At 41.7% G+C, this 20,625-nt stretch carries 18 protein-coding genes; 11 read left to right on the top strand and 7 right to left on the bottom strand.

Annotated elements, in window-relative coordinates; translation table 11 throughout:
- The first annotated feature begins 71 nt into the window (after positions 1-71).
- From AC1HJP_RS10510 to AC1HJP_RS10460, 11 genes are all read left to right on the top strand, one after another.
- Positions 72-1,298: an amino acid deaminase gene (locus AC1HJP_RS10510; RefSeq protein WP_480361773.1), complete on the top strand. Its 1,227-nt coding sequence runs from the start codon at positions 72-74 to the stop codon at positions 1,296-1,298.
- Positions 1,299-1,307: 9 nt separating this feature from the next.
- Positions 1,308-2,180: a MurR/RpiR family transcriptional regulator gene (locus AC1HJP_RS10505; RefSeq protein WP_480361772.1), complete on the top strand. Its 873-nt coding sequence runs from the start codon at positions 1,308-1,310 to the stop codon at positions 2,178-2,180.
- Complete coding sequence (locus tag AC1HJP_RS10500) at positions 2,180-3,658, top strand: N-acyl-D-amino-acid deacylase family protein (RefSeq protein WP_480361771.1); 1,479 nt, start codon at positions 2,180-2,182, stop codon at positions 3,656-3,658. Before AC1HJP_RS10505 ends, AC1HJP_RS10500 begins: the two co-directional genes overlap by 1 nt.
- A gap of 10 nt (positions 3,659-3,668) precedes the next feature.
- Entirely contained in the window at positions 3,669-4,055 is a 387-nt protein-coding gene (locus AC1HJP_RS10495) for a RidA family protein (protein WP_480361770.1), read from the top strand.
- Between the two features lie 45 nt (positions 4,056-4,100).
- Entirely contained in the window at positions 4,101-5,549 is a 1,449-nt protein-coding gene (locus AC1HJP_RS10490; RefSeq protein ID WP_480361769.1) for a sodium:solute symporter family protein, read from the top strand.
- Positions 5,546-6,511 (top strand): PfkB family carbohydrate kinase, encoded by a 966-nt coding sequence (locus tag AC1HJP_RS10485; protein WP_480361768.1) that lies wholly within the window; start codon positions 5,546-5,548, stop codon positions 6,509-6,511. The genes AC1HJP_RS10490 and AC1HJP_RS10485 overlap by 4 nt, the downstream gene beginning before the upstream one ends.
- Positions 6,512-6,601: 90 nt before the next feature.
- Positions 6,602-8,962, top strand: coding sequence for a family 20 glycosylhydrolase (locus AC1HJP_RS10480; RefSeq protein ID WP_480361767.1), 2,361 nt, complete (start codon positions 6,602-6,604; stop codon positions 8,960-8,962).
- A gap of 8 nt (positions 8,963-8,970) precedes the next feature.
- Positions 8,971-9,882 carry an SMP-30/gluconolactonase/LRE family protein gene (locus AC1HJP_RS10475; protein WP_480361766.1) on the top strand — a complete coding sequence of 304 codons (912 nt, stop codon included), beginning with the start codon at positions 8,971-8,973 and terminating at the stop codon, positions 9,880-9,882.
- Between the two features lie 62 nt (positions 9,883-9,944).
- Positions 9,945-10,979: an NAD(P)H-dependent flavin oxidoreductase gene (locus tag AC1HJP_RS10470; RefSeq protein ID WP_480361765.1), complete on the top strand. Its 1,035-nt coding sequence runs from the start codon at positions 9,945-9,947 to the stop codon at positions 10,977-10,979.
- A gap of 228 nt (positions 10,980-11,207) precedes the next feature.
- Positions 11,208-11,507 (top strand): hypothetical protein, encoded by a 300-nt coding sequence (locus AC1HJP_RS10465; protein WP_480361764.1) that lies wholly within the window; start codon positions 11,208-11,210, stop codon positions 11,505-11,507.
- Between the two features lie 22 nt (positions 11,508-11,529).
- Positions 11,530-12,069, top strand: a complete 540-nt coding sequence (locus AC1HJP_RS10460; protein WP_480361763.1) for a hydrolase — start codon at positions 11,530-11,532, stop codon at positions 12,067-12,069.
- On the opposite strand, the gene AC1HJP_RS10455 is transcribed toward AC1HJP_RS10460, so the two are convergent.
- The 7 genes from AC1HJP_RS10455 to AC1HJP_RS10425 form a co-directional block, all read right to left on the bottom strand.
- Complete coding sequence (locus tag AC1HJP_RS10455; protein ID WP_480361762.1) at positions 12,070-12,477, bottom strand: DCC1-like thiol-disulfide oxidoreductase family protein; 408 nt, start codon at positions 12,475-12,477, stop codon at positions 12,070-12,072. It lies immediately after the preceding gene.
- Positions 12,474-12,893 (bottom strand): hypothetical protein, encoded by a 420-nt coding sequence (locus tag AC1HJP_RS10450; RefSeq protein ID WP_480361761.1) that lies wholly within the window; start codon positions 12,891-12,893, stop codon positions 12,474-12,476. Before AC1HJP_RS10450 ends, AC1HJP_RS10455 begins: the two co-directional genes overlap by 4 nt.
- Before the next feature lie 98 nt (positions 12,894-12,991).
- Positions 12,992-13,972 carry an alpha/beta fold hydrolase gene (locus tag AC1HJP_RS10445; RefSeq protein WP_480361760.1) on the bottom strand — a complete coding sequence of 327 codons (981 nt, stop codon included), beginning with the start codon at positions 13,970-13,972 and terminating at the stop codon, positions 12,992-12,994.
- 134 nt (positions 13,973-14,106) lie between these two features.
- Positions 14,107-17,271 carry an HD domain-containing phosphohydrolase gene (locus tag AC1HJP_RS10440; RefSeq protein WP_480361759.1) on the bottom strand — a complete coding sequence of 1,055 codons (3,165 nt, stop codon included), beginning with the start codon at positions 17,269-17,271 and terminating at the stop codon, positions 14,107-14,109.
- 89 nt (positions 17,272-17,360) lie between these two features.
- The gene (locus tag AC1HJP_RS10435) at positions 17,361-18,257 is read right to left on the bottom strand and encodes a LysR family transcriptional regulator (RefSeq protein ID WP_480361758.1); all 897 of its coding nucleotides are present in this window, start codon (positions 18,255-18,257) and stop codon (positions 17,361-17,363) included.
- A gap of 153 nt (positions 18,258-18,410) precedes the next feature.
- Positions 18,411-20,180, bottom strand: coding sequence for a hypothetical protein (locus tag AC1HJP_RS10430; protein WP_480361757.1), 1,770 nt, complete (start codon positions 20,178-20,180; stop codon positions 18,411-18,413).
- Positions 20,180-20,611 (bottom strand): hypothetical protein, encoded by a 432-nt coding sequence (locus AC1HJP_RS10425; RefSeq protein WP_480361756.1) that lies wholly within the window; start codon positions 20,609-20,611, stop codon positions 20,180-20,182. Before AC1HJP_RS10425 ends, AC1HJP_RS10430 begins: the two co-directional genes overlap by 1 nt.
- Between the last annotated feature and the right edge of the window lie 14 nt (positions 20,612-20,625).

Below are 20,625 nucleotides of genomic sequence, written 5' to 3'. Positions count from 1 at the left end.
ATTTTTATTTTATGAAATGTATTCAAAGAATTTTGAAAACATAATTTATTGAATGGTGCTAGGGGTTGACAGTGTCGGAACTTATTAAAGGCAGTGGTTGCAATGAGCAACTAGAAGCCGCAGGTTGGGATATTCTACAAGAGCAAGTGAGCCTGCCTGTTGCCGTTATTCAGCAGCAAAAATTACTTCAAAATGCCAGATGGATGGCAGAGTTTGCCAGTAAACATAACATGTTACTTGCACCTCATGGTAAAACGACCATGTCGACAGAATTGTTTGCACAGCAACTCGAGGCAGGCGCTTGGGGGATCACATTAGCCACCGTGCCACAGGTCAGCTGTGCGGTTGATGCGGGTATCTCTCGTATCATTATGGCGAATCAGTTAGTGGGCCGTTTTCATTTTGAACAAGTTGCACATTGGCTATCATCAACATCATTAGAATTTTATTGTTTTGCCGATTCAGAAGAAAATTTACGAGCGCTTGGCACATTTTTCGCTGAACGCAATTTAACCCTCAATATCTTGCTCGAAGTGGGTATAAAGGGGGGGCGTTGTGGATTACGTTCAGCCAAGGATATTTCAAGTTTAGTCTCGACCTGCAAACAATATTCAAGTTTAAATTTAAAGGGTCTAGCATTTTATGAAGGGGTGATCAGTGGTGAGCACCCTGAGCAGCAAGTGGCAGATTTTGTAAACGATGTTATTACACTTTCGCAACGCATAGCGGCAGATGGAGGCTTTGATACACAGGCTCCTATTATCACAGGTGCAGGCTCAGCTTGGTACGACATCGTTGCGAAAACACTTTCAGAACATGAGTTTGCACAGACATATAGAGTTGTCCTGCGCCCCGGCTGTTATTTAATCCATGACACAGGCATCTATCATCAGGCGCAACAGGCGGTGCTATCAAGAAGCCAATTGGCATGTGATATTGATGGTAGCCTTCAGTCTAGCCTAAGTGTCTGGGCCTATGTGTTATCACTGCCCGAGCCGGGTCTTGCCATTATTGGGATGGGAAAGCGTGATGTGGCATTTGACGCGGGCTTTCCCACAGCAGAGTTGATTTATTCGCCTAAAACAACAGTGCTTTCAACACCCACTGGTGAATTTCAAATTGAAAAAATGATGGATCAACATAGCATGTTGCGCTACCCCGAACAGCAGGTTTTACAAGTTGGCGACATGCTCAATTTCTCAACTTCACACCCTTGTTTAACGTTCGATAAATGGCGCCAGATTGGGGTTGTCGAACATGATTGGGTGATCACTAAAACGATTACAACACAGTTTTAAAGGTTTCTAATGGACATAATAAGTAAAATAAAAGAAGGCCTAGGGCACTTTAGTCCGGCAGAAGATAAAGTGGCGAAATTGATTTTAGCCGAGCTCAACTTTGCAGCGAGTGCATCTATTAATGAGCTCGCTGATAAAGCCCAAGTGAGCCACGCGAGTATCACTCGCCTTGCAAAAAGTTTAGGCTGTGACAATGTGCGTGATTTAAAGTTTCGTTTAACTCAATCTGCCGCCATTGGTGAGCGCTTTACCAACCCAGAGATAGTTGAGAAAAAACAGCTTTCTCATGTCTATACCTCAATTCAAGAAATTTTAGAGCTCAATGCTGGGTTAATCGACGAAGCCGTCGTAGAGCAGGCCAGTAGTGCCGTGTGTAATGCCAGACATTGTTTGATTTTTGGTGTCGGTGGTGGCAGCAGTATGCTTGCTCAAGAGTGTCAAAATCGTTTTTTTAGACTCGATGTGCTTGCTAATGCACACAGCGACCCAATGATGATGCGCATGGCAGCGTCAACGGTTAACAAAGATGATGTGGTGATTTGTTTGTCATTAAGTGGCGTATCACCGGATGTCATGGATGGGGCCAAAATTGCCAAAGAATATGGGGCGCACATCATTACAGTCTGCCCTGACAGCGAGTTGTCACAACTTGCTGATTTTCACTTACCCATCAAAACCCAAGAAAGCGATTATATTTTCAAACCCAGTGCGGCACGTTACGTTATGATGGCGGCATTGGATATTCTCTCAAGCGAAGTAGCGATGCGAAATCAGCGTCGCTCTAAAGAGAAGTTACGCCGCCTTAAAATTCAACTCGATCTTCATCGTGATAAAAATAGTGATATGCCACCTGCAGATAAACGCTTTCCGCTGGGAGATTAATGATTGTGGAATACACTTCAGCCGATTTCATCATTCGTGGTGCACGCGTTTTCATTGATAAAGATAACCCCATAGCGCCGTTCGATGTTGCAGTTAAAAACGACATCATTATTGCCGTTGCTAACAAGCTGACGATGCAAGCAAAGCAAGTGATTGACGCTGATGGGTTGGTGTTGTCTCCGGGTTTTATTGACGTGCATACCCATGACGATCTTGAAGTGTTAAGACAGCCCACTGTGCCTGCAAAGTTAAGTCAAGGCGTCACAACGGTGATCGCAGGCAATTGTGGGATCAGTGCAGTGCCAACCAGTGCTAAAAGTGGTTTACGCGACCCGATTAATTTATTAGGGGCGAAAAATGAGTTTGTTTATCCAGAGTTAAAGGACTACCAAAGCGCATTTGCAATGGCCAAACCCAGTGTCAATTTAGCCATGTTAATTGGTCATATTAGTCTTCGTGCGCAAGTGATGGACAATTTAGAGCGCGCTGCCACAGAACCCGAAATTGTGCAAATGCAGAGTTTATTAAAGCAGGCAATGTCACAAGGTGCATTGGGTTTAAGTACTGGGCTTGCTTATTACAATGCGAAACAAGCTAGCGAATATGAAGTGAACCAACTGGCACAAGTTGTAACCCCGTTTGATGGGCTTTACACCACGCATCTACGCACTGAGTTTCAGGGTATTATCGAAGCCATGGATGAAGCGTTTGCGACGGCAAAACAGGCCGAATTACCCTTGGTGATTTCTCATATTAAATGTGCGGGTAAAGAAAACTGGGGTCGTTCAGAAGAGGTGCTTGCGCATTTTGAGCGACAAAAACAGCATCAACACATAGGTTGCGACTGTTATCCTTATGCTGCCAGTTCAAGTACGTTAGATTTAAAGCAAGTTAATGAAGACACAGATATTTTCATTACTTGGTCTGAATCATTTCCAGATATGGCAAAACAGCATTTAAAAGACATCGCTCAGCAGTGGGGTTTAACCCAATTAGAGGCGGCAAAACGACTGCAACCAGCAGGTGCAGTTTATCACTGTATGCAGGAGTCTGATGTGCAAACTTTTCTAGGCTATGAGCATAGTATGGTGGGCTCAGATGGACTTCCTTGCGACCCTCATCCGCATCCAAGGCTGTGGGGCACATTTCCTAGAGTGCTCGGGCATTATTGTAGGGATGAGCAACTACTGTCATTGGAGCTTGCGTTGCATAAAATGACAGCGCTGCCAGCTTGGCATTTTAAATTACAAAAGCGCGGCAAAATTGAAGTCGGCTATTTTGCTGATTTGGTTCTATTCGACCCTGATAAAATCATTGATAACGCCAGTTATAGCGAGCCAAAGCAAAGTGCTTCAGGCATTCAAACTGTTTGGGTTAATGGTATAGAGAGTTTTAATGCCAAGCAGTGCTGTCATGCACATGGACCTAAGGGCCGAGCTGGACGTTTTTTAACAAGACATAATCATAAAAACAATTAACGAGGAAGTTATGAGCATAAGAAGAATCGGCGCCGAAGGCGGAACGGGCACGGGTGGTCAGCATTTACCTTTTGCCAGAGCCGTTGAAGCGGGTGGTTGGTTGAAAGTTTCTGGTCAAACACCGATGAAAGACGGTGAAGTGGTCGAAGGCAGCATTATTGAGCAGTCGCGATTGGCGATTAATAATTGCATTGAAATTATGACCGAAGCGGGCTATGGCCTTGAGCATGTGACGCATGTGTCGGTGGTTTTGACAGATGCCCGTTACTTCCAGTCTTTTAATAAAGTGTTTGCTGAAGTATTCGGAGCGCATCCTCCTGCGCGGATCTGCATGGTGGCAGATCTTGTGGTGGACTGTAAGGTCGAAGTCGATGTCACTTGTTACAAAGGCAATTAAAACCGAGTTACTTTAAGAATAGCTAACACCCCCTGGGGAGAACGTATGTCTGAGAGCCAATTATATTTTTTTCTGGCCTTTTTGGCTTACTTGCTGGTGATGATTTTGGTCAGTTGGTTGGCGTCACGAAAGCAAAAAAGTGCCAGTGACTACTTATTGGCTGGACGTAAAGTGCCCCTTTTTCTTACCCTTGGCACTACAGTGGCCACTATGGTGGGAACAGGGTCATCAATGGGAGCTGTCGGGTTTGCCTATGACAACGGCTGGGCTGGGGCATTATATGGTTTAGGTGGTGCAGCGGGTATTTTGCTTTTGGCTTGGCTGTTTGCACCAGCACGCCTGCAAGCATTTGCCACAATGAGTGAAGAGTTGGCTAGCTATGTCGGCAATCACAGGGTCGTTAAAAATATCCTCGCCATTGTGATTTATGCGGCAAGTATCGGTTGGTTGGGCGCGCATTTAATCGGTGGCGGTATGTATTTATCTTGGCTTACTGATTTAACTGCGATGCAGGCCAAATTATTAATCGGTTCAGGTCTTGCTGTTTTTATTATTCTAGGCGGCTATTCAGCGGTTGTGTGGACCGACGCCTTACAGGCCATCGTGTTGTTTATTGGCTTTATACTCATGGCTTATTTTTCGGTGCAGTATGTCGGCGGGTTCGAGGCGGTAAATAGCAGCGAGCGTGTGCTCGAACAGGGCATGTTTTCGTTTCAAAATGTCGGCATTTTACCTGCACTTTCAATGTTCTTAGCGGTGCTTGTTGGTGTTTTAGCTACGCCTTCATTTCGTCAGCGCATTTATGCCGCGGACAGTGTCAAAACCATTCGACGCTCATTTTTGATTTCTGGCGTTTTGTATTTATTTTTCGCCTTATTACCCGCTTTGATTGGCATAAGTGCCTATGTGATTAACGCTCAGCTAGATAATGCCGCGTATGCTTTTCCATATCTCGCCTTAGAAGTTTTGCCTATGATGCTTGGCGGTTTTATTCTACTCGCTGGCATTTCTGCCACTCTATCGAGTGCCAGCTCAGATGCCATTGCAGGGGTGAGCGTGTTAATGAGTGATTTATTTAGTGCTTTTAGCACTCAGCCACAAAGTGCCAAGTATCAATTGTTATGCTCTCGTGCTGCTATGTTGCTCACCATACTGATTGCGTTATTTCTCGCGCTTTGGTCAGACAATATAGTGAGTTATATCACCAAGATGATTTCGATACTCATGAGTGGCTTATGTGTGATGGGGTTACTTGGTCGGTTTTGGCAAGCCTATACATGGCAGGGGGCACTTGCAACGCTGTTTGGTGGGGCGTTAGCGGGCATTGTTGTGGGTGCAAATAGTCAGTGGCTAGCGTTTTTTGGTAATCCCATAATCCCCTCTGTTTTCAGCGCATTAAGTTTAGGTGTTTTTGTGAGTATGTTGACCAAAGCACACAATGACGAGTGTATTGCGGTTGTGAATGAGGCCAATATAGGCGAGCAATCACAATGACAGGCTCAGTTTTTAACACTATAAAAAGCATGGTGTTTTTTGGTGAATGTATGGTTGAACACCGCGCTGATGGCGATATCAGTTTTGCGGGCGATACATTTAATACAGCTTGGTATTTGTCTCAGTTTAATAAAGATAAAACACGCCTGTCTGTTCAATATGCCAGCGCAATCGGTGATGATGAAGCGAGCTTGAATTTAGCCTTGCTGCTTCAACAAGAAAGGTTAGAAAGTCCTTACTTAATCACAGGTCAAGATAAAAAATTGGGGCAATATTGGGTCAAATTAGCTGAAAATGGCGAGCGTCACTTCGAGTTTGACCGACTCAATAGCCCGGTTCGGCAATACTTTAAGCAAGACCAAACCTTACTCGTTGCACTTAAACATAAGCAGTTCGACGCCATTTATCTATCTGGAATATCACTTGCTGTTTTATGCCCAGAGCAAAGAGCACAATTCATCTCAGCGCTGAGACAATTCAAGCAACGCGGTGGAGTGATTTTTTTCGACAATAATTATCGAGCTGCATTATGGCAAACTGAGACGCCACAAAAGTGGTTTCAACAACTGATGGCATTGGCAAATGTGGCGTTTTTAACGGATGAAGATGAATATGCGGTCTACGGCACTCAGTGTGTTAACAGCATCATTGTGCACCACTTTAGCCAAGAGCCAGCCCCAGATATGCTAGTTATTCGATGTGGCAGTGCTCCTTGTGTTATTGCCGTTACCTCCGACGACGTACTTGAAATTTCCCCTAAAAAAATTGCCGCAGAATACATAATCGATACCACAGCAGCAGGCGATGCTTTTGCTGCTGGTTTTTTAGTAAAAGCGTTGCAAGTCGAGACGTTTGAAAATGCTGCCAAGTTTGCGCATAGGCTGGCAGGTCAAGTGATCCAACATCATGGTGCGCTCATGCCTAAAGATAAACTCACAAAATATTTCTCTGAGGAGTTGTAGATGCGAAGTAAGCATACTGTTTTTATTTTTCTTAGCATATTGTTTCTCAATTGCTTTTTACCTTCGGTTCAAGCATCGATAAAGCTAAACATGGCCAGCCTAGATAATGCTGCGTTAATGCCAATGCCAAAACAGCTTGATATAAAAGCCTCTACACTCAAACTTGAGTCGTCTCTAAGCGTATACATTGAAGGTATGAGTGAGCAGCGAAAGCGTTTTCAATTGCAGCGCTTTCAGTCACACCTTAATCGCGTTGGCAACTCGACGTTTACTGTTTTAGAAGGTGAAAAGCAAAACGCTGATCTGACTATTGATATTCAACAGCAAGAGCAAGCGCTCAGCGTCCCTCAATATGGTGAAGACGAAAGCTATGAGTTAATGATTAATCAGCAAGGCATTCGCATAAAGGCGCAAAGCGTTTTTGGTGCTCAACATGCGCTGACGACGTTAGTGCAGCTAGTGCATTCACAACAAAAAAATGCGCCAGCAAAGAGCGCAATATTTATCCCTTATGCACATATTCAAGATACCCCGCGTTTTGCTTGGCGAGGGTTGTTAATCGACAGTGTGCGCCATTTTTTACCAATCAGTACCATTAAGCGCCAGTTAGAAGGCATGGCCGCCGCGAAACTGAACGTATTTCACTGGCATTTAACTGATGATCAAGGCTGGCGCATTGAAAGCAAAGCGTATCCGCTTTTGACTGCTAAAGCATCTGATGGAGATTTTTACAGTCAAGCTGAGATCAAAGAAGTCGTTGAATATGCCAGCTTGCTGGGTATTCGCGTGCTGCCCGAAATAGGGATGCCTGGACATGCAAGCGCTATTGCGGTGGCTTATCCTCAGTTGATGACCAAAGACAAAACCTATGAAATGGAGCGTCACTGGGGGGTATTCAAGCCTTTACTCGATATAGCAAATCCAAAAGTGTATAAGTTTATTTATACTCTGATTGGTGAGATGGTGACATTATTCCCCGAGCAGTATTTTCATATCGGGGGAGATGAAGTCGAGGCGGAACATTGGCTGGAAGATGAACATATCCGTCTTCTTATGAGCGGTAATAATTTGCAAAACGGTGCCGATCTACAAAATTATTTTAACAGTAAAATCCAACCAATTATTGCGAAACACCATCGCAAAATGGCAGGCTGGGATGAAATTTTTCACCCCCAATTGCCTAAACAAATTCTTGTGCAATCTTGGCGCGGCCATGATTCATTAAATGCGGTGGCAAAAGCTGGATACCAAGGTGTTTTGTCGACGGGCTTTTATATCGATCAGCCCCAATATAGCGATTATCATTACCGCAACGATCCACACCTTATCCCGCCTGTGGTGGATTTAGCGCAACCTAAAAATCATACTAAACAATTTGTTATTGAGCGCTTAAAGGGGAGCCCTGTAAAGGGCGAGTTACTGATCCTTGGCGAGCAAGTATTAATTAAGTTGAACAACAACCATCATCAACTTGCAATACGAGAGACTTTATCAGCTCCAGAGCAACACCTTGTTGCCCAGTTTGATAGCTGGATGGGACCATTGAGTTTTGAGTTCGACTTTGCAAAAAGTACCGGTTTCGTTTTAATCGGCAATAGCCGTTACCCGTTTACTATGAGCGAGTTAACAACGCCGAAGCCGATAACCCTTGCCCCTGCACTTTCATCAAAACAGCAAGCCCTGATCTTAGGAGGTGAGGCTACTATGTGGAGTGAAATGATCACCAAAGATAACATTGATGTGAGAGTGTGGCCGAGATTATTCGCCATTGCTGAAAGGCTTTGGTCACCAGTTGAAGTGAAAGAAGCGGACAACATGTATGCGCGTTTAGATGTAATCAGTGAATATGCAGATCAAGTTATTGGCCTTTTGCACTTCAGCCAACAACAAGCAGGTTGGGCGGGGTTAATATCACCAAGCCTTACAAAGCAACAGCAGGATGAAACTTTGGCATTGTTGAACATACTGGCTCTATTGCTTGAGCCAAGTCATTATTACACCCGCCATCACATTAAACATCTGAACGATGAATACCACCAGCTAGCGCCTTTAGATTTGTTTGTGGATTTTTTAGCGGTAGAAAGTAAAGATGTACGCTTCTTAAAAGCGCAAGTGAAGGCATATATTGCTGGCAATACCCGCGCGCTTACAGACATTGAGCAGCGACTTGAACAATGGCAGCGTGCTTTGAGTGCTGAGCAAGGGTTATTGGCAAAAAGCGAAAAACTAAAGTCCTTACAAACAACTTATGAAAATTTACAACGCTTTGCCGATTATACCCAGCGCACTATTAAGGTTTGTCAGGGCAAGCAACAAATAGAAAATTTAGATGAGCGCTTACTTGCATTACAAGCGTTAACAGATGAATTAGTTATCGCCGGTATTTACCCTATTCGTCGGTTATTTCTTCACTGTGCAGCAGTGCAACATTCAGAATTAAAGCAAAATTAAGGAAAACCATGAAAGCCGTTTATTTCTCTAGTTTCTTTTTCTGCACAGCCTTTAGTGCTAATGCAAATGACGTTGCAGCAACAAAATATGACACACAAGACTATGTACTTGATGGCGTGTTTACCCAAGGTGTTGAAGGCCCTGCAGTAGATAAAAATGGGGTGCTGTATGCGGTTAATTACCAAAAACAAGGTTCGATAGGGCGAGTTAGTGAGCAAAATCAGGTCGATACTTTGCTTAGACTCGCAAACGGTTCAATAGGCAATGGCATCCGATTTGATAGCGCGGGAAATATGTTTATCGCAGATTATGTGAATCATAATATTTTAACCTTGTCTGCAGATGCTCTGAAACAAGGCAAAGACGTATCGAGTTTGGTTCGCGTATTTGCTCACGACAGTCGAATGAATCAACCAAATGATATTGCTATTACCGACAAAGGTATTTTGTTTGCCAGCGATCCAAACTGGGCGAATAGTACTGGGAATTTATGGCGGATCACCCAAGATGGTGAAGTCACCTTACTGGAAGCGAATATGGGGACAACCAATGGTATTGAAGTCAGCCCCGATAATAAAACTCTTTATGTGAACGAAAGCGTGCAGCGCAAAGTATGGCGCTATGACTTAGACGAAAAGGGTAATATTTCTAACAAACAATTATTGATTAGCTTTGCTGACTTTGGATTAGATGGAATGCGCAGCGATAAGCAGGGCAATCTTTATATTGCACGTTATGGATCTGGGCAGGTAGCGGTTGTTTCACCAACAGGTGCATTAATCAAAACCATAACTTTAAAAGGCCAGTATCCAACCAATGTTGCGTTTGGCGGAAAAGATGGTCGTACTTTGTATATAACTATGCAAAAGCGTGGTGCGATAGAAATGACTCGTTTAAACGGAGTTGGTCGCTTGTTTTGATGTGATTTTTCGATCAAATATGTCTTAATGTAATTCTTTTTTAAAGCGTGATTGAGGCAGAAATGGATATTAAACAATTACTCGGGGTTGAATTACCCATCATCCAAGCGCCAATGGCTGGTGTGCAAGACAGTGAACTCGCAATCGCCGTATCAGAGAGTGGAGGCTTGGGGTCTTTACCATGTGGCATGCTTTCGAATTCTCAAATAGCAGCTGAACTGAACAAGATTAAAGCTGCGACGAGCAAACCGATTAATTTAAATTTCTTTTGCCACACTCAGGTTGAAAAAGACCACAACAAGCAACGCGCATGGCAGCAAACATTAGCCCCGTATTTTAACGAGCTCGGGATTGCGTGTGATGAACATGCGCAAAGTAACCGAGTACCTTTTAGCCACGATATAGCTGATGTCATAGAAGGCTTTTCGCCCAGGGTGATCAGCTTTCATTTTGGCTTACCCGACCTCAAATTATTGGCACGGGTAAAAGGTTGGGGCACGGTAGTAATCTCTTCTGCAACCACACTTGCTGAAGCGAAATGGCTTGAAACGCGGGGGGTTGATGCCATCATCGTTCAGGGTCTTGAAGCGGGTGGTCATAGAGGCATGTTTTTAAGTAAGGATATCACCACGCAACAAAGCTTGTTTAGCTTGCTGCCTAAGGTTGTGAATGCGGTGGATATTCCTGTGATTGCAGCAGGAGGCATTGCTGATAACAAGGGAGTAAACGCCGCATTGTCGCTAGGTGCGAGTGCGGTGCAAGTTGGCACCAGTTACTTACTTTGTGATGAAGCTAAAACCTCAAACTTACACAAAAATGCCATTTTAAGTGAGCAAGCCGAGCACACGGTATTAACTAATATCTTCACCGGAAAGCCAGCCAGAGGCATTGTAAATCGGGTTATGTCTGAACTTGGTTATATGTCCGCTCAGGCACCTGAGTTTCCTTATGCAGCCATTGAATTAGGTCAGCTTCGTGGCAAAGCTGAGGCGCAAAATAACCACGATTTTTCGCCTTTATGGTGTGGTCAAAATACCTCAGGCTGTGCGGCCATTTCTGCCGCAGAGATGACCTTAAAGCTTGTAGGTTATTTGTAAAGTATTATTTACACTGGTTTTTTATATCAAAGTGCGCTTTTAATTTGTTGATATAAAAACAATATTCTTGAGTTTTTCTAGTTAAAAAGTATCTGAGATTTAAATTGAGCGACTTAATTTTTCATCGTAAAGCAACTTAGAAACTTTACATTGCTTCAAAAGTAGCGCAATTTGAAGTCTGTCTATTAGGTAATTTTGAGTAAAATTACCACCATCAAGGAGATGTTTATGAGACTGTTTTTAAGAGTATTATCCCTTGGCGCTATTATTGCTGCAGTATCAATGGGCATTGTCCTAGGTAATTGGAAATACGCCATCGCCGCCATTGCTTTGAGTGTTTTATTGTTGATTGTGACAATGAGAAAGTCACAATTCAGTCACCAAGGTAACGGAAAAAATTCAAACTCTGCGAATGCCTCAATCATTGCAGGGTCAAGTATTTCGACTGGTGGATTATCAAGTGGTTCGTCTCAGTCTTCGAATGGCTGTGATGCAGGCAGTAGTGGTGGCGCTGACGGCGGCTGTTAAGCAGGTTCTTAAGGAGTATTAAATGCTAAATCGATATAACACAGGTCTAGTAATTGTTGATATTCAAGGTAAGTTGGCCACACTTGTGCACGACAGTGAAGCGATGCTTGCGCAAATAGTAAAGCTGGTACAAGCTGCAAAAATACTTGATTTACCAATCGTGTTTTTAGAGCAATTACCAGAAAAACTTGGTCCAACTATTCCTGAACTGCAAGCGCATTTGGGTGATATTCCTGCCATAGTAAAAAGTACATTTGATGGCTGTGGCAGCGAAGAGTTTTTACAAGCCATAGATGCTGCCAGTGTCGATAATTGGCTGGTTTGTGGTATTGAAGCCCATATTTGCGTATATCAAACGGCGATGAGCTTAAAACAAAGAGAGTTTGGTGTTGAGCTTGTGCAAGATTGTGTTTCTTCTAGAACACTAGAAAACAAGCAGCTTGCATTAACAAAGTTAAATCAAGCAGGTATTCAACTTACAAGTTTTGAAATGTGTTTGTATGAGCTGATAAAAGACGCGAATGACCCTGTATTCAAACAAGTGTTACCGCTGGTGAAATGATCAAAAACGATCATTTCCCATGCTATTTAAGTTATTGATTTTTGTTTTTCTCAGCATCTTCAAAAGTAGGTTTCGAAAGCTGCGTAGCAGTGGGTATAAGACGGCTGACACCCGCTTAGATTTAAACAGCCAGTAATTCATTCTATTAAAAACACCAGAACGAGAACTTATTAACGCGAGAGTGTGAATGGCATCCGCACCGTAATAAATTACGCCGCCCATCTTTAATACCATACCTTGATCGATATCGAGCCCAAGTTGAGTAATTTCTTCTAATACTTCGCTACTTTCTCTGGCATTGATAATTTTGAGCTCACCAATACTTTCTCGAATACGAACGACTTGGCAGTAGTTATCACAGGCAGGACAGTCTTTATCGTAAACCAGTAAAATTTCTTCTTTGCTCATAAATTAGCCCACTGTTGCTTTAAGCCGATAAAATGCATTACCCCAAAGGATAAGCAAATGAGCGAACTCCAAATCCAAAACTCGCTTGAACGACCCATTGGGTTGTTAATAAAGAAAAATCCAGCCACACCGCGGGCCGTGTAAATTAAAGAGATCAAGATTAAAGCGGTTTTTAAAAGCGGCAACTTTATAATAAGACCAGCTGCAGAAAAGGCATAGGCAGACCAAATACAAAGCATGAGCACGATGCCACTAGTAATAAGAGCGGGTTTATTACTGCCTTGCTCTGCAAGTTGTGCCATTTGTTCACCAGCACCAAAAAAGCGATACCAAGGCGCGCCAAAATAAATGCAACCCAGATGCATAAGTGCAGCGAGGGCACTTAAAGAACCGGCTACTATGAGAAAAATATTCACTCTGAGTCCTTTAAATAATTTTCTTTAAACTTAATGGCTACTTTAACGTGTAACTATTTTGAATACATCAATTGATTGGTAAACAAACATTTCTCACATCATAGACTGTTAATGCTTTGCTTCCGCGCTAACTCAACAGTTTCACGTATCCTTTTGATGACCAGGTCGGGGGCATCTTCTGGAATATTATGAGTCGCACCTGTTGCTATGATGTGCTCAGAATTGTTAGAAAGCGCAGCGATGCTTTTTTGCATGTCTTGCCATTTATCAGTAATGCTAAAAAATCGTGGGTTATCTGCATAAGCTTGTTTGTCATGACTTATTACCAGCATTTTTAAATTGCCAAAGTCATAGTCTAACGTTTCTAAAGGCGTATAAAAGCCTTTTTCATATCGATAGCTTGAAAGGACATGTGCGTATCTGAAGCTGCCATAATATTGGTCAAGTCGTTTTTGCATCGGTGTGTCATAGTGTTTGAAAATATTTTTTATATCAGATAATCCAAATGCAGCGTTGAGATACTGTAAGTTTTTAACCGAATCGGGAATTGGGTCGAACTTTCCTCGCATAATTTCATGCTGATATTCATGGGCAGAGTCTAAAAGGGTAAGTGCAGCCAAGTTAATCTCATTTTTTGCTGCTGTTCTTCTAGAAATAATGCCGCCATAAGAGTGGGCGACTAAAACAACAGGTTCATTGCCAGCTATATGCTTTATCAGTGCAGTTTGCAGTGCTGACTTTTCATTTGTAGTAAAAGTAACTGGCACATTATCACTACCACCATGACCAAGCCTGTCGTAATAACAGCTAGTAAAGTTATTGGGTAAAGCTTTTGTGGTAGTGTCCCAGCTTTCTTGTGAGTCAGCTGCAAATCCAGTTTCGAAGAACACAAAAGGCGCATTATTTCCTTTGCATAAATACCGAACTTGTTTGTTTTGATAAGTGAAGTATTGACCGGGCAGCTTAATGGTTTGGTGTTGAATAAAGGCAACAAAGCGAAGCAAGATATAGATGAATAATATGAGTGAAAAAGTAAAAAGAACCTTGTTTGATTTTATTCGGTGCGCAAATTTTGACATTAAATTCTTCCTAGAAATTATCATTATTCTTGTATAACGATTCAAAGCTGGAAAAGGGGTGAAAATAAATTTGAGAATGTATTTGTATTTTTACACTACACCAAAATGTCAAAATACAATAATACTCGACCAGATTAAGCTACTTTTTCCTTGCCAATCAAGCTATCAATATCAATCTCGTCAATTTGCGAAGGGGCGAGATGTTGCTTGGCATAGTCCAAGTACACACCTGAGATTAAAAAGAGCTCAAAAACATCTGAGTCTATGTGCTGGTCTTTCACCATAAACTGCATAATTTTCAGTGATTCTGATAAGGTTTTCGCTTTCTTGTAAGGTCTATCTGAAGCGGTTAAGGCTTCAAAAATATCAGCCACAACAAGGATGCGTTCAGGGATCGATAAGTCTTCTTTTTTTAGTTTTCTTGGGTAGCCTGTGCCTATTAAGGTTTCGTGATGGGTTGACGCCCAACGCGGTACATTGGCTAAATCATCAGGAAATGGCAGGCTATCGAGCATTTTGATGGTGCTTATCATATGCTCATTAATTCTGAATCGGTCTTCATGCGTAAGTGTGCCGCGAGAGACTGTTAGGTTATAAAGCTCGCCTTTATTACAAAGTAGATCTGGGATGTCCATTTTGATCCCATATTTTTCGGCATACTCAGGCTTGATTGTTCTGGGTTGAAGATGCTCAGTTTTATCACTGAGCAGCATTTCAACACAAGGCAATGGGGTTTTTAACCCGTGTTTGGCTTCCAGTTCCAATTGCGATAAACCTAGCGTATCGTCAAAGTGACGCTCCCAAGTAATAACAGATAAACTTTCAAGACGAGCAACAGCTTCTTCGCTGAGATATTCTCCACCTTGATTACACTTTGCAATAAATGCAAAGTCATCTTGTAATTGTTTGAATCTTCGCTCAAGTTCGGTTTTGTAAAAAGCCTGAGATTCTGGGTGGAGTTGTGTGTTTTGATGGTATTCAATGACAGCATCTCGATATAAGACTTCAAAACGCATACGAACTTCATGTATACGATTATAAATTGTTTCTAATTTAGTTGCTTTGTCTACGATATATTCAGGTGTGGTGATTTTGCCACAGTCATGTAACCAAGCGGCCATTTTAAATTCACGTTTTTGTTCAGCCGTTTTCAAATTGAAATCACTAAACATGCCATAATTGGCCGATGAGGCTGCTTCCGCTAGTCTAATGCCTATATCTGGCACACGTTTACAGTGACCTGCAGTATAAGGTGATTTGTCATCGATGGCTTGTGCTATCAGCTCTACAAACGATTCTAATAATTCAGCTTGCTGTTTTTCATGTTGTTTTATCGATGATGACATTTCAGCCAAAGACGCGCCAAGCTGGTCAAGCTCTTTGATGTTACTGTGTTCAATAGCAACGTCATCATACTGCCTACGTTTGATTTTTCTGTTCTGTGCCATCAGTTTGTGGATGGGTTGCACTATGGGGGCTGAAAACAAGTAAGACAGAGGAAGCAAACAAACAAGGCATGCTGCAGTGAGGAAAATAGATACCTTTACTTGGTCTAAGCTTTTTTGATACAGCTGGTTACTTGGGGTGACGATGGCGAAAAAGGTTTCTTGTCTGTCATTTACTTTAACAGGGCTGATATAAACATACGTTTCTTGATTATCGATGCTGACAGTGAGCAGAGTATTTTGCAGATTATTTTCGCTGATCGCTTCTAATAAGATTTTGTGAGGAACAGCAAAGGCATGGGTGCTAGATTGGTGAGGATCAGATTTCGTTAACCATTTATTCCGCAGGTTTGCCTCTTGAATATCAGAAATACTTGCCATTGCACGATTTATAATTGGAATTAGGTTCTCAAACTCTGGTTTGAGAAGTAAATGTAAATTAGACGGAAAATCATAATGTGAGAATGATAGAGGCTCATTGACTATCACATCTTCTATAAAAAACTGAGACTGTGTTTGTAAAAGCGATAAATGGCTATCAAGCCCAGCGTCTGCTTGGCCACTTTGTACTGCGAAAAAGACGTCTCTAATGGTGTTTACTTCTAAAAGATTGATTGCGGGAAACTGTTGTTTTAGTAGCTGGATGATTGACCAACCTTTCGCAATTGCTAAGGTTTTACCATTTAGATCAGTAATAACATTAATTTTAGAGGCGTTAGATCGAGTGACTGTGGCATAGGGTAAATCGAGGTATGGTGCAGACATGAAGCCCATATTTTCATTTTCAGAAGTTTTATAAACAGCTTGTAGTCCATCGAGTTCATTGTTTTTATATTTGCGAACGAGTTCAGGCCAAGTAAAGCCATTCACAAACTCTATTTCTAATCCTGTCATTTGAGCGATCAGGTTCAATTTATCAACTGAATAGCCTCTTGGTTGACCAGAAATGGCAAAGTCGATTGGACTCCAGTCTTTTGAATTAGATATTTGCAATGACGGTGCATTGCGGACGATCTCTTTTTCTCTTTCTGTGAGTGAAAAATTGCTATATTCGAAGCTAGCATTTTCTGAGGCTGGTTGTTGATTGGTTGCAATAACCTCACCGGTGGCCTGATAAACAAATAAGTTACTTTCTATGGCGAGACTATGTTTCTTTAAATACATAGATAAGCTAGAAAGTGCAATATCAACACCTAAAACAGCTTCTGATGCTAGCATGTTCTTAGAGTAGGTTAACCCAGGTGCTTCAAGAGACTTAAATTGATAAGGTGCTGACTTATAAACCTGTTCATGACTTGCCCCTTTAAACCAAGGGCGTGAAGTGGGGTCAAATTCATGGGATTCACTGTAACTGATACGAGGCGTTAAGTTTTGATCTAAAAAAGTGACGGTTCTAGTCGGTATATCAGCATTTGGCGCTATTTCAATTTTTAGCCACCTATCAGAAGCCAAAGCGTTCAATTGAATTTTAATCTCTTGGGAGTTTAGATTGATAAGTTGTCCAAAATGGCCAGAAGGGTTGCCAATGAAAATAGAGTAATAAAGTGGGTTTTTTTCCATTGCTTTGGAAAACATTTGTAATTGCTCAGTCGATAAGCTTTCGACTTGGTTAAAGCTATTATTAGTAGAAAGTAGCTCGGTCAGTTCACTGGCTTGGTGATCAATCGCAGCTAAGTAATCTCGTGTATATTCAGATGACATCTGAAACTGCTCAAAAGCACTTTGTTTTGCTTGCTGAATAGAAAAGTGATACTGCAGTAAAATAGCAATGCCTGCAGTTAATGTAGTGGCAATGACAAAAATTGAAAAAAGCGTCAATCTAATCGAAAAACGCCACCTCTTTGTTGAGGGCATGAACACATCCTTGCATGCTTATTTAATAAACTAGTTCCTAGCTTAGAAAAGGAATCACAATTTTTCCAATGAAAGTTCCTCAAATTTCATTAGGTTAATTCCCAGTATGGTGTTTCTCCAAAATGTGTTTTTAAATAGTCTATAAATACACGTACCTTAGGTGCGAGCAATCTAGAACTAGGGTAAACGGCCCAAATAGAGGTATTGCTAACAAGCGGCGTATCGTTAAGCACAGGGACAAGCTGTTTGGCTTGAATTGCCTTGTAAGCGCACCACTGTGAACAAATAGTTAGGCCTAGTCCATTGATTGCCGCATCACGAATTGCTTCGCCGTTATCTGCACGCAAAAAATGTTTGATTTTAATTGACTGATGCCCTTCGCTAGTTTGAAAAGTCCAAGTATCTAGGCCCATGAGATCGATACACTGATGATTAAGCAAGTCACTCGGTTGGCTAGGGGTACCATGTTTATTTAAATAGTCCGGAGATGCGCAGACAAGGCGAGTGTCTTTTGCAATCTTACGAGCGATCAGACTTGAGTCATTTAAAGCGGCATTACGGATCGCCACATCAAATCCACCCTCGACCATATCTACAATACTGTCACTTAACCTAAGGTCTAAGTTTAAATCTGGATATTTGGTCATAAAGCCATTCAAAGCAGGGATCAGGTGCATTCTGCCAAAAGAAGCGGGTGCAGTAATACGCAGTCTACCTGAAGGGGACATATTACCAGAGCCTACAGAAGCAAATGCGACATCAACACTACTCAGTACCTCTTGAGCATGGGGCAAGAATGCGACGCCGTCTTCAGTCAATGATACTTTTCTTGTGGTGCGATGTATTAAACGCACACCTAAGCTTTCTTCAAGTTTATTAATATGACTACTGGCAACGGCAGGAGATAAGCCTAACTCTTTGCCTGCTAAACTTATGTTGTGACAAACAGCAATTCGTGTAAATAACTTCAAGTGCTCTATATTCAAGATCTCACCTTCTCAACATTTTGACTCATTATCAAAAATACATTGAAAGTGATGATAAATATATTATCTTTATCAATTTATAAGTTAGAAAAAAGGCCAGCTTCATAAGCTGGCCCATAATAATTAACTTAACCTATGAAAGTTAATAGATTTTTATGCTCTGCGACGTAATGTAAAGCCACCTAGTAGTATTAACCAAAGCATATTGAGTGAGCCTGCGCTCTCTTCCTCTTCATAATATGAAGAGTCATCATTATTACCAGTGCTGGTATCTACAACAGGTTTTTTACCTAGTGTTTTTACATCAGAGAAATTGCTGTAGGCCTTGATAGTATTATCTGTGCCAACTTCATGGAGCGTCATTGTGAAATAATAATTACCATAAGGTGGTTCATCATAATCTGTAAATCGAGTGATATCTTGCCAGTATTGATTGGCATTTAAAGAGCCAAGGTTCACTTGTGCAATCGTATAGCCTCTGATTGTACCACCATTATAAGGTGTACTCGTCGCCCACAACTTTAACTCTATCTCTCTGTTTTTATAGTCATCACTATAGTTGCTAACTTTGTCTATATTGAGCTCAACTGTGCTGCCTAAAATTTCAAAACTACATGGACAATCAAGGCCTAAATCATCTGAGCCTGACAGTTGTTGATTAGAAACAACCAGAGGGTTCGAAAATGTAACGTGATCCATTAGGTATTCTTGACCATTTTGCACTTCAGTTACTGTTAAAGTAACCGAATAGCTGCCCTCTGGAGGGGCATTATAGGCTTCAGAGAAACGGATACTATGATAGTACTGATTTGCTTGTAATGGGTCTAATTGCTTCTCAGCAATAACATAACCGTTAATGCTTCCACTACCACTGTAAGGTGAATTTGTTGCCCATAATTTCAGTTTTAAAGTGCCACTGCTACCTGATGTTCTTAAGTGAGATACTTTCGCAGCTTCAATATTTACTCGACTGCCTTCAATTTGATAGCTACATGGACATTCTAAGTCAATGTTCTGTGATGCATTACCGCCACCATTTCCACCGCCAGAGCCTGAACCTGAGTTGCCACTATCAAATGTTTCTGTGCCGCTAAATTTTTGGTAAGCCATAATGTAGTCTTGGCCATTATACTCAGTTAGAACCAGTGTTAAGTAATACTCGCCATCTGGTGGCTGATTGAAGCTAGCTTGTCTATTGATACTGTGAAAATATGTATTGGGTTGTAGTTGTCCTAAATTAGTCTCAGCAAGGACATAGCCATTAATTGAGCCACCATTATAGGCTTGCTTTGTCGCATAAAGCTTAAGCTTAAGTGAGCCACTTGTGGTGTTTGATTGATTGTTTGCAACCTTACTTACTTTAAGCGTAACTAAGCCATTGTTGAGATCGTATGAGCATGGACAATCTAAACTAAAGTTAGATGAGCTACCACCACCATCGCCAGAGCCGCCACTGCCGCCGCCTTCTCCGCCACCGCTAGAGCTGAATACGAAAGGGTTGTTTGTTGCAGCCATCGAGTCTAAAGATGTATTTAGGTTCGGATATTCAGATACATGCAAGAATAAATAGTAGGTGCCAGCTGGAGGCCTTCTAAACTCTGTAGTAAAACGTACATTTACGAATGACTGGTTTGGGTCTAATGTACCGTACTCAGTACTGCCTTTAAAGGTTGAAAGGTTACCTTCAGCTAATACATAAACCGCATTACCCGTTGGGCTATTTTGTGTATTAGCAATGAGTTTTAAATACAAAGTGCCAGTACGGTTATTACCTTGATTCGAGATTTTTGGTACATATACTGAAACTTGATCGCCATTTATTGAAAAGTTACCTGTGCCTTCAAACTTGACTTGCGAGTTTGCAAAACTAGATGCGCTAACGATTAAGCTAAATAACGAAACTAAAAATACAAAAGCCCTCATTATTTCGCTCCCAATTCTTCGATAACAACTAAATCAGCACAAAGCGCAGGTTCGTGTAAATCAACAGTCTGTGACGGCGTAAGTAAAGCTAATTCAGCAAACGCAAAATTGGCATCGCAAGGTAAGTCAAACTGTCCATGAGCAGATAAATTGAGAACAGGGCCAGAGTTCGCTGATACCTGAATAGGCCATGATGAATTATTGATTAGTTGGACTTTTTTACTTTTCATTGTTGAGAAAAATGAAATTTTTAAATTTAGTCCATCTTGTTCATGCTCGAAAGCGTATCTCAAGTTTTGCTTAAGTTCACTTGTTACAAGTGTTTGAGTGAATGCCGTCTTTTTTAATGGTTGGTATCCATATTCATTGGCTTTGCTTTGCATGCTGGTTAATAAGCATGAAGCAAAAATCAGAAGGGTTGTTTTACGCAAAATAGGTTCCATGA

The sequence above is a fragment of the Pseudoalteromonas sp. NFXS53 genome (assembly GCF_056629255.1).
The sequence above is the reverse complement of the archived record's forward strand: the minus strand, read 5'-3'. Positions and strand labels throughout refer to the sequence as shown.

Excerpts from the sequence above, each read along its gene's own strand:
- AC1HJP_RS10505 (WP_480361772.1), top strand. The coding sequence starts at position 1,308 with ATGGACATAATAAGTAAAATAAAAGAAGGCCTAGGGCACTTTAGTCCG.
- AC1HJP_RS10500 (WP_480361771.1), top strand. The coding sequence starts at position 2,180 with ATGATTGTGGAATACACTTCAGCCGATTTCATCATTCGTGGTGCACGC.
- AC1HJP_RS10495 (WP_480361770.1), top strand. The coding sequence starts at position 3,669 with ATGAGCATAAGAAGAATCGGCGCCGAAGGCGGAACGGGCACGGGTGGT.
- AC1HJP_RS10490 (WP_480361769.1), top strand. The coding sequence starts at position 4,101 with ATGTCTGAGAGCCAATTATATTTTTTTCTGGCCTTTTTGGCTTACTTG.
- AC1HJP_RS10485 (WP_480361768.1), top strand. The coding sequence starts at position 5,546 with ATGACAGGCTCAGTTTTTAACACTATAAAAAGCATGGTGTTTTTTGGT.
- AC1HJP_RS10480 (WP_480361767.1), top strand. The coding sequence starts at position 6,602 with ATGGCCAGCCTAGATAATGCTGCGTTAATGCCAATGCCAAAACAGCTT.
- AC1HJP_RS10475 (WP_480361766.1), top strand. The coding sequence starts at position 8,971 with ATGAAAGCCGTTTATTTCTCTAGTTTCTTTTTCTGCACAGCCTTTAGT.
- AC1HJP_RS10470 (WP_480361765.1), top strand. The coding sequence starts at position 9,945 with ATGGATATTAAACAATTACTCGGGGTTGAATTACCCATCATCCAAGCG.
- AC1HJP_RS10465 (WP_480361764.1), top strand. The coding sequence starts at position 11,208 with ATGAGACTGTTTTTAAGAGTATTATCCCTTGGCGCTATTATTGCTGCA.
- AC1HJP_RS10460 (WP_480361763.1), top strand. The coding sequence starts at position 11,530 with ATGCTAAATCGATATAACACAGGTCTAGTAATTGTTGATATTCAAGGT.
- AC1HJP_RS10455 (WP_480361762.1), bottom strand. The coding sequence starts at position 12,477 with ATGAGCAAAGAAGAAATTTTACTGGTTTACGATAAAGACTGTCCTGCC.
- AC1HJP_RS10445 (WP_480361760.1), bottom strand. The coding sequence starts at position 13,972 with ATGTCAAAATTTGCGCACCGAATAAAATCAAACAAGGTTCTTTTTACT.
- AC1HJP_RS10440 (WP_480361759.1), bottom strand. The coding sequence starts at position 17,271 with ATGCCCTCAACAAAGAGGTGGCGTTTTTCGATTAGATTGACGCTTTTT.
- AC1HJP_RS10430 (WP_480361757.1), bottom strand. The coding sequence starts at position 20,180 with ATGAGGGCTTTTGTATTTTTAGTTTCGTTATTTAGCTTAATCGTTAGC.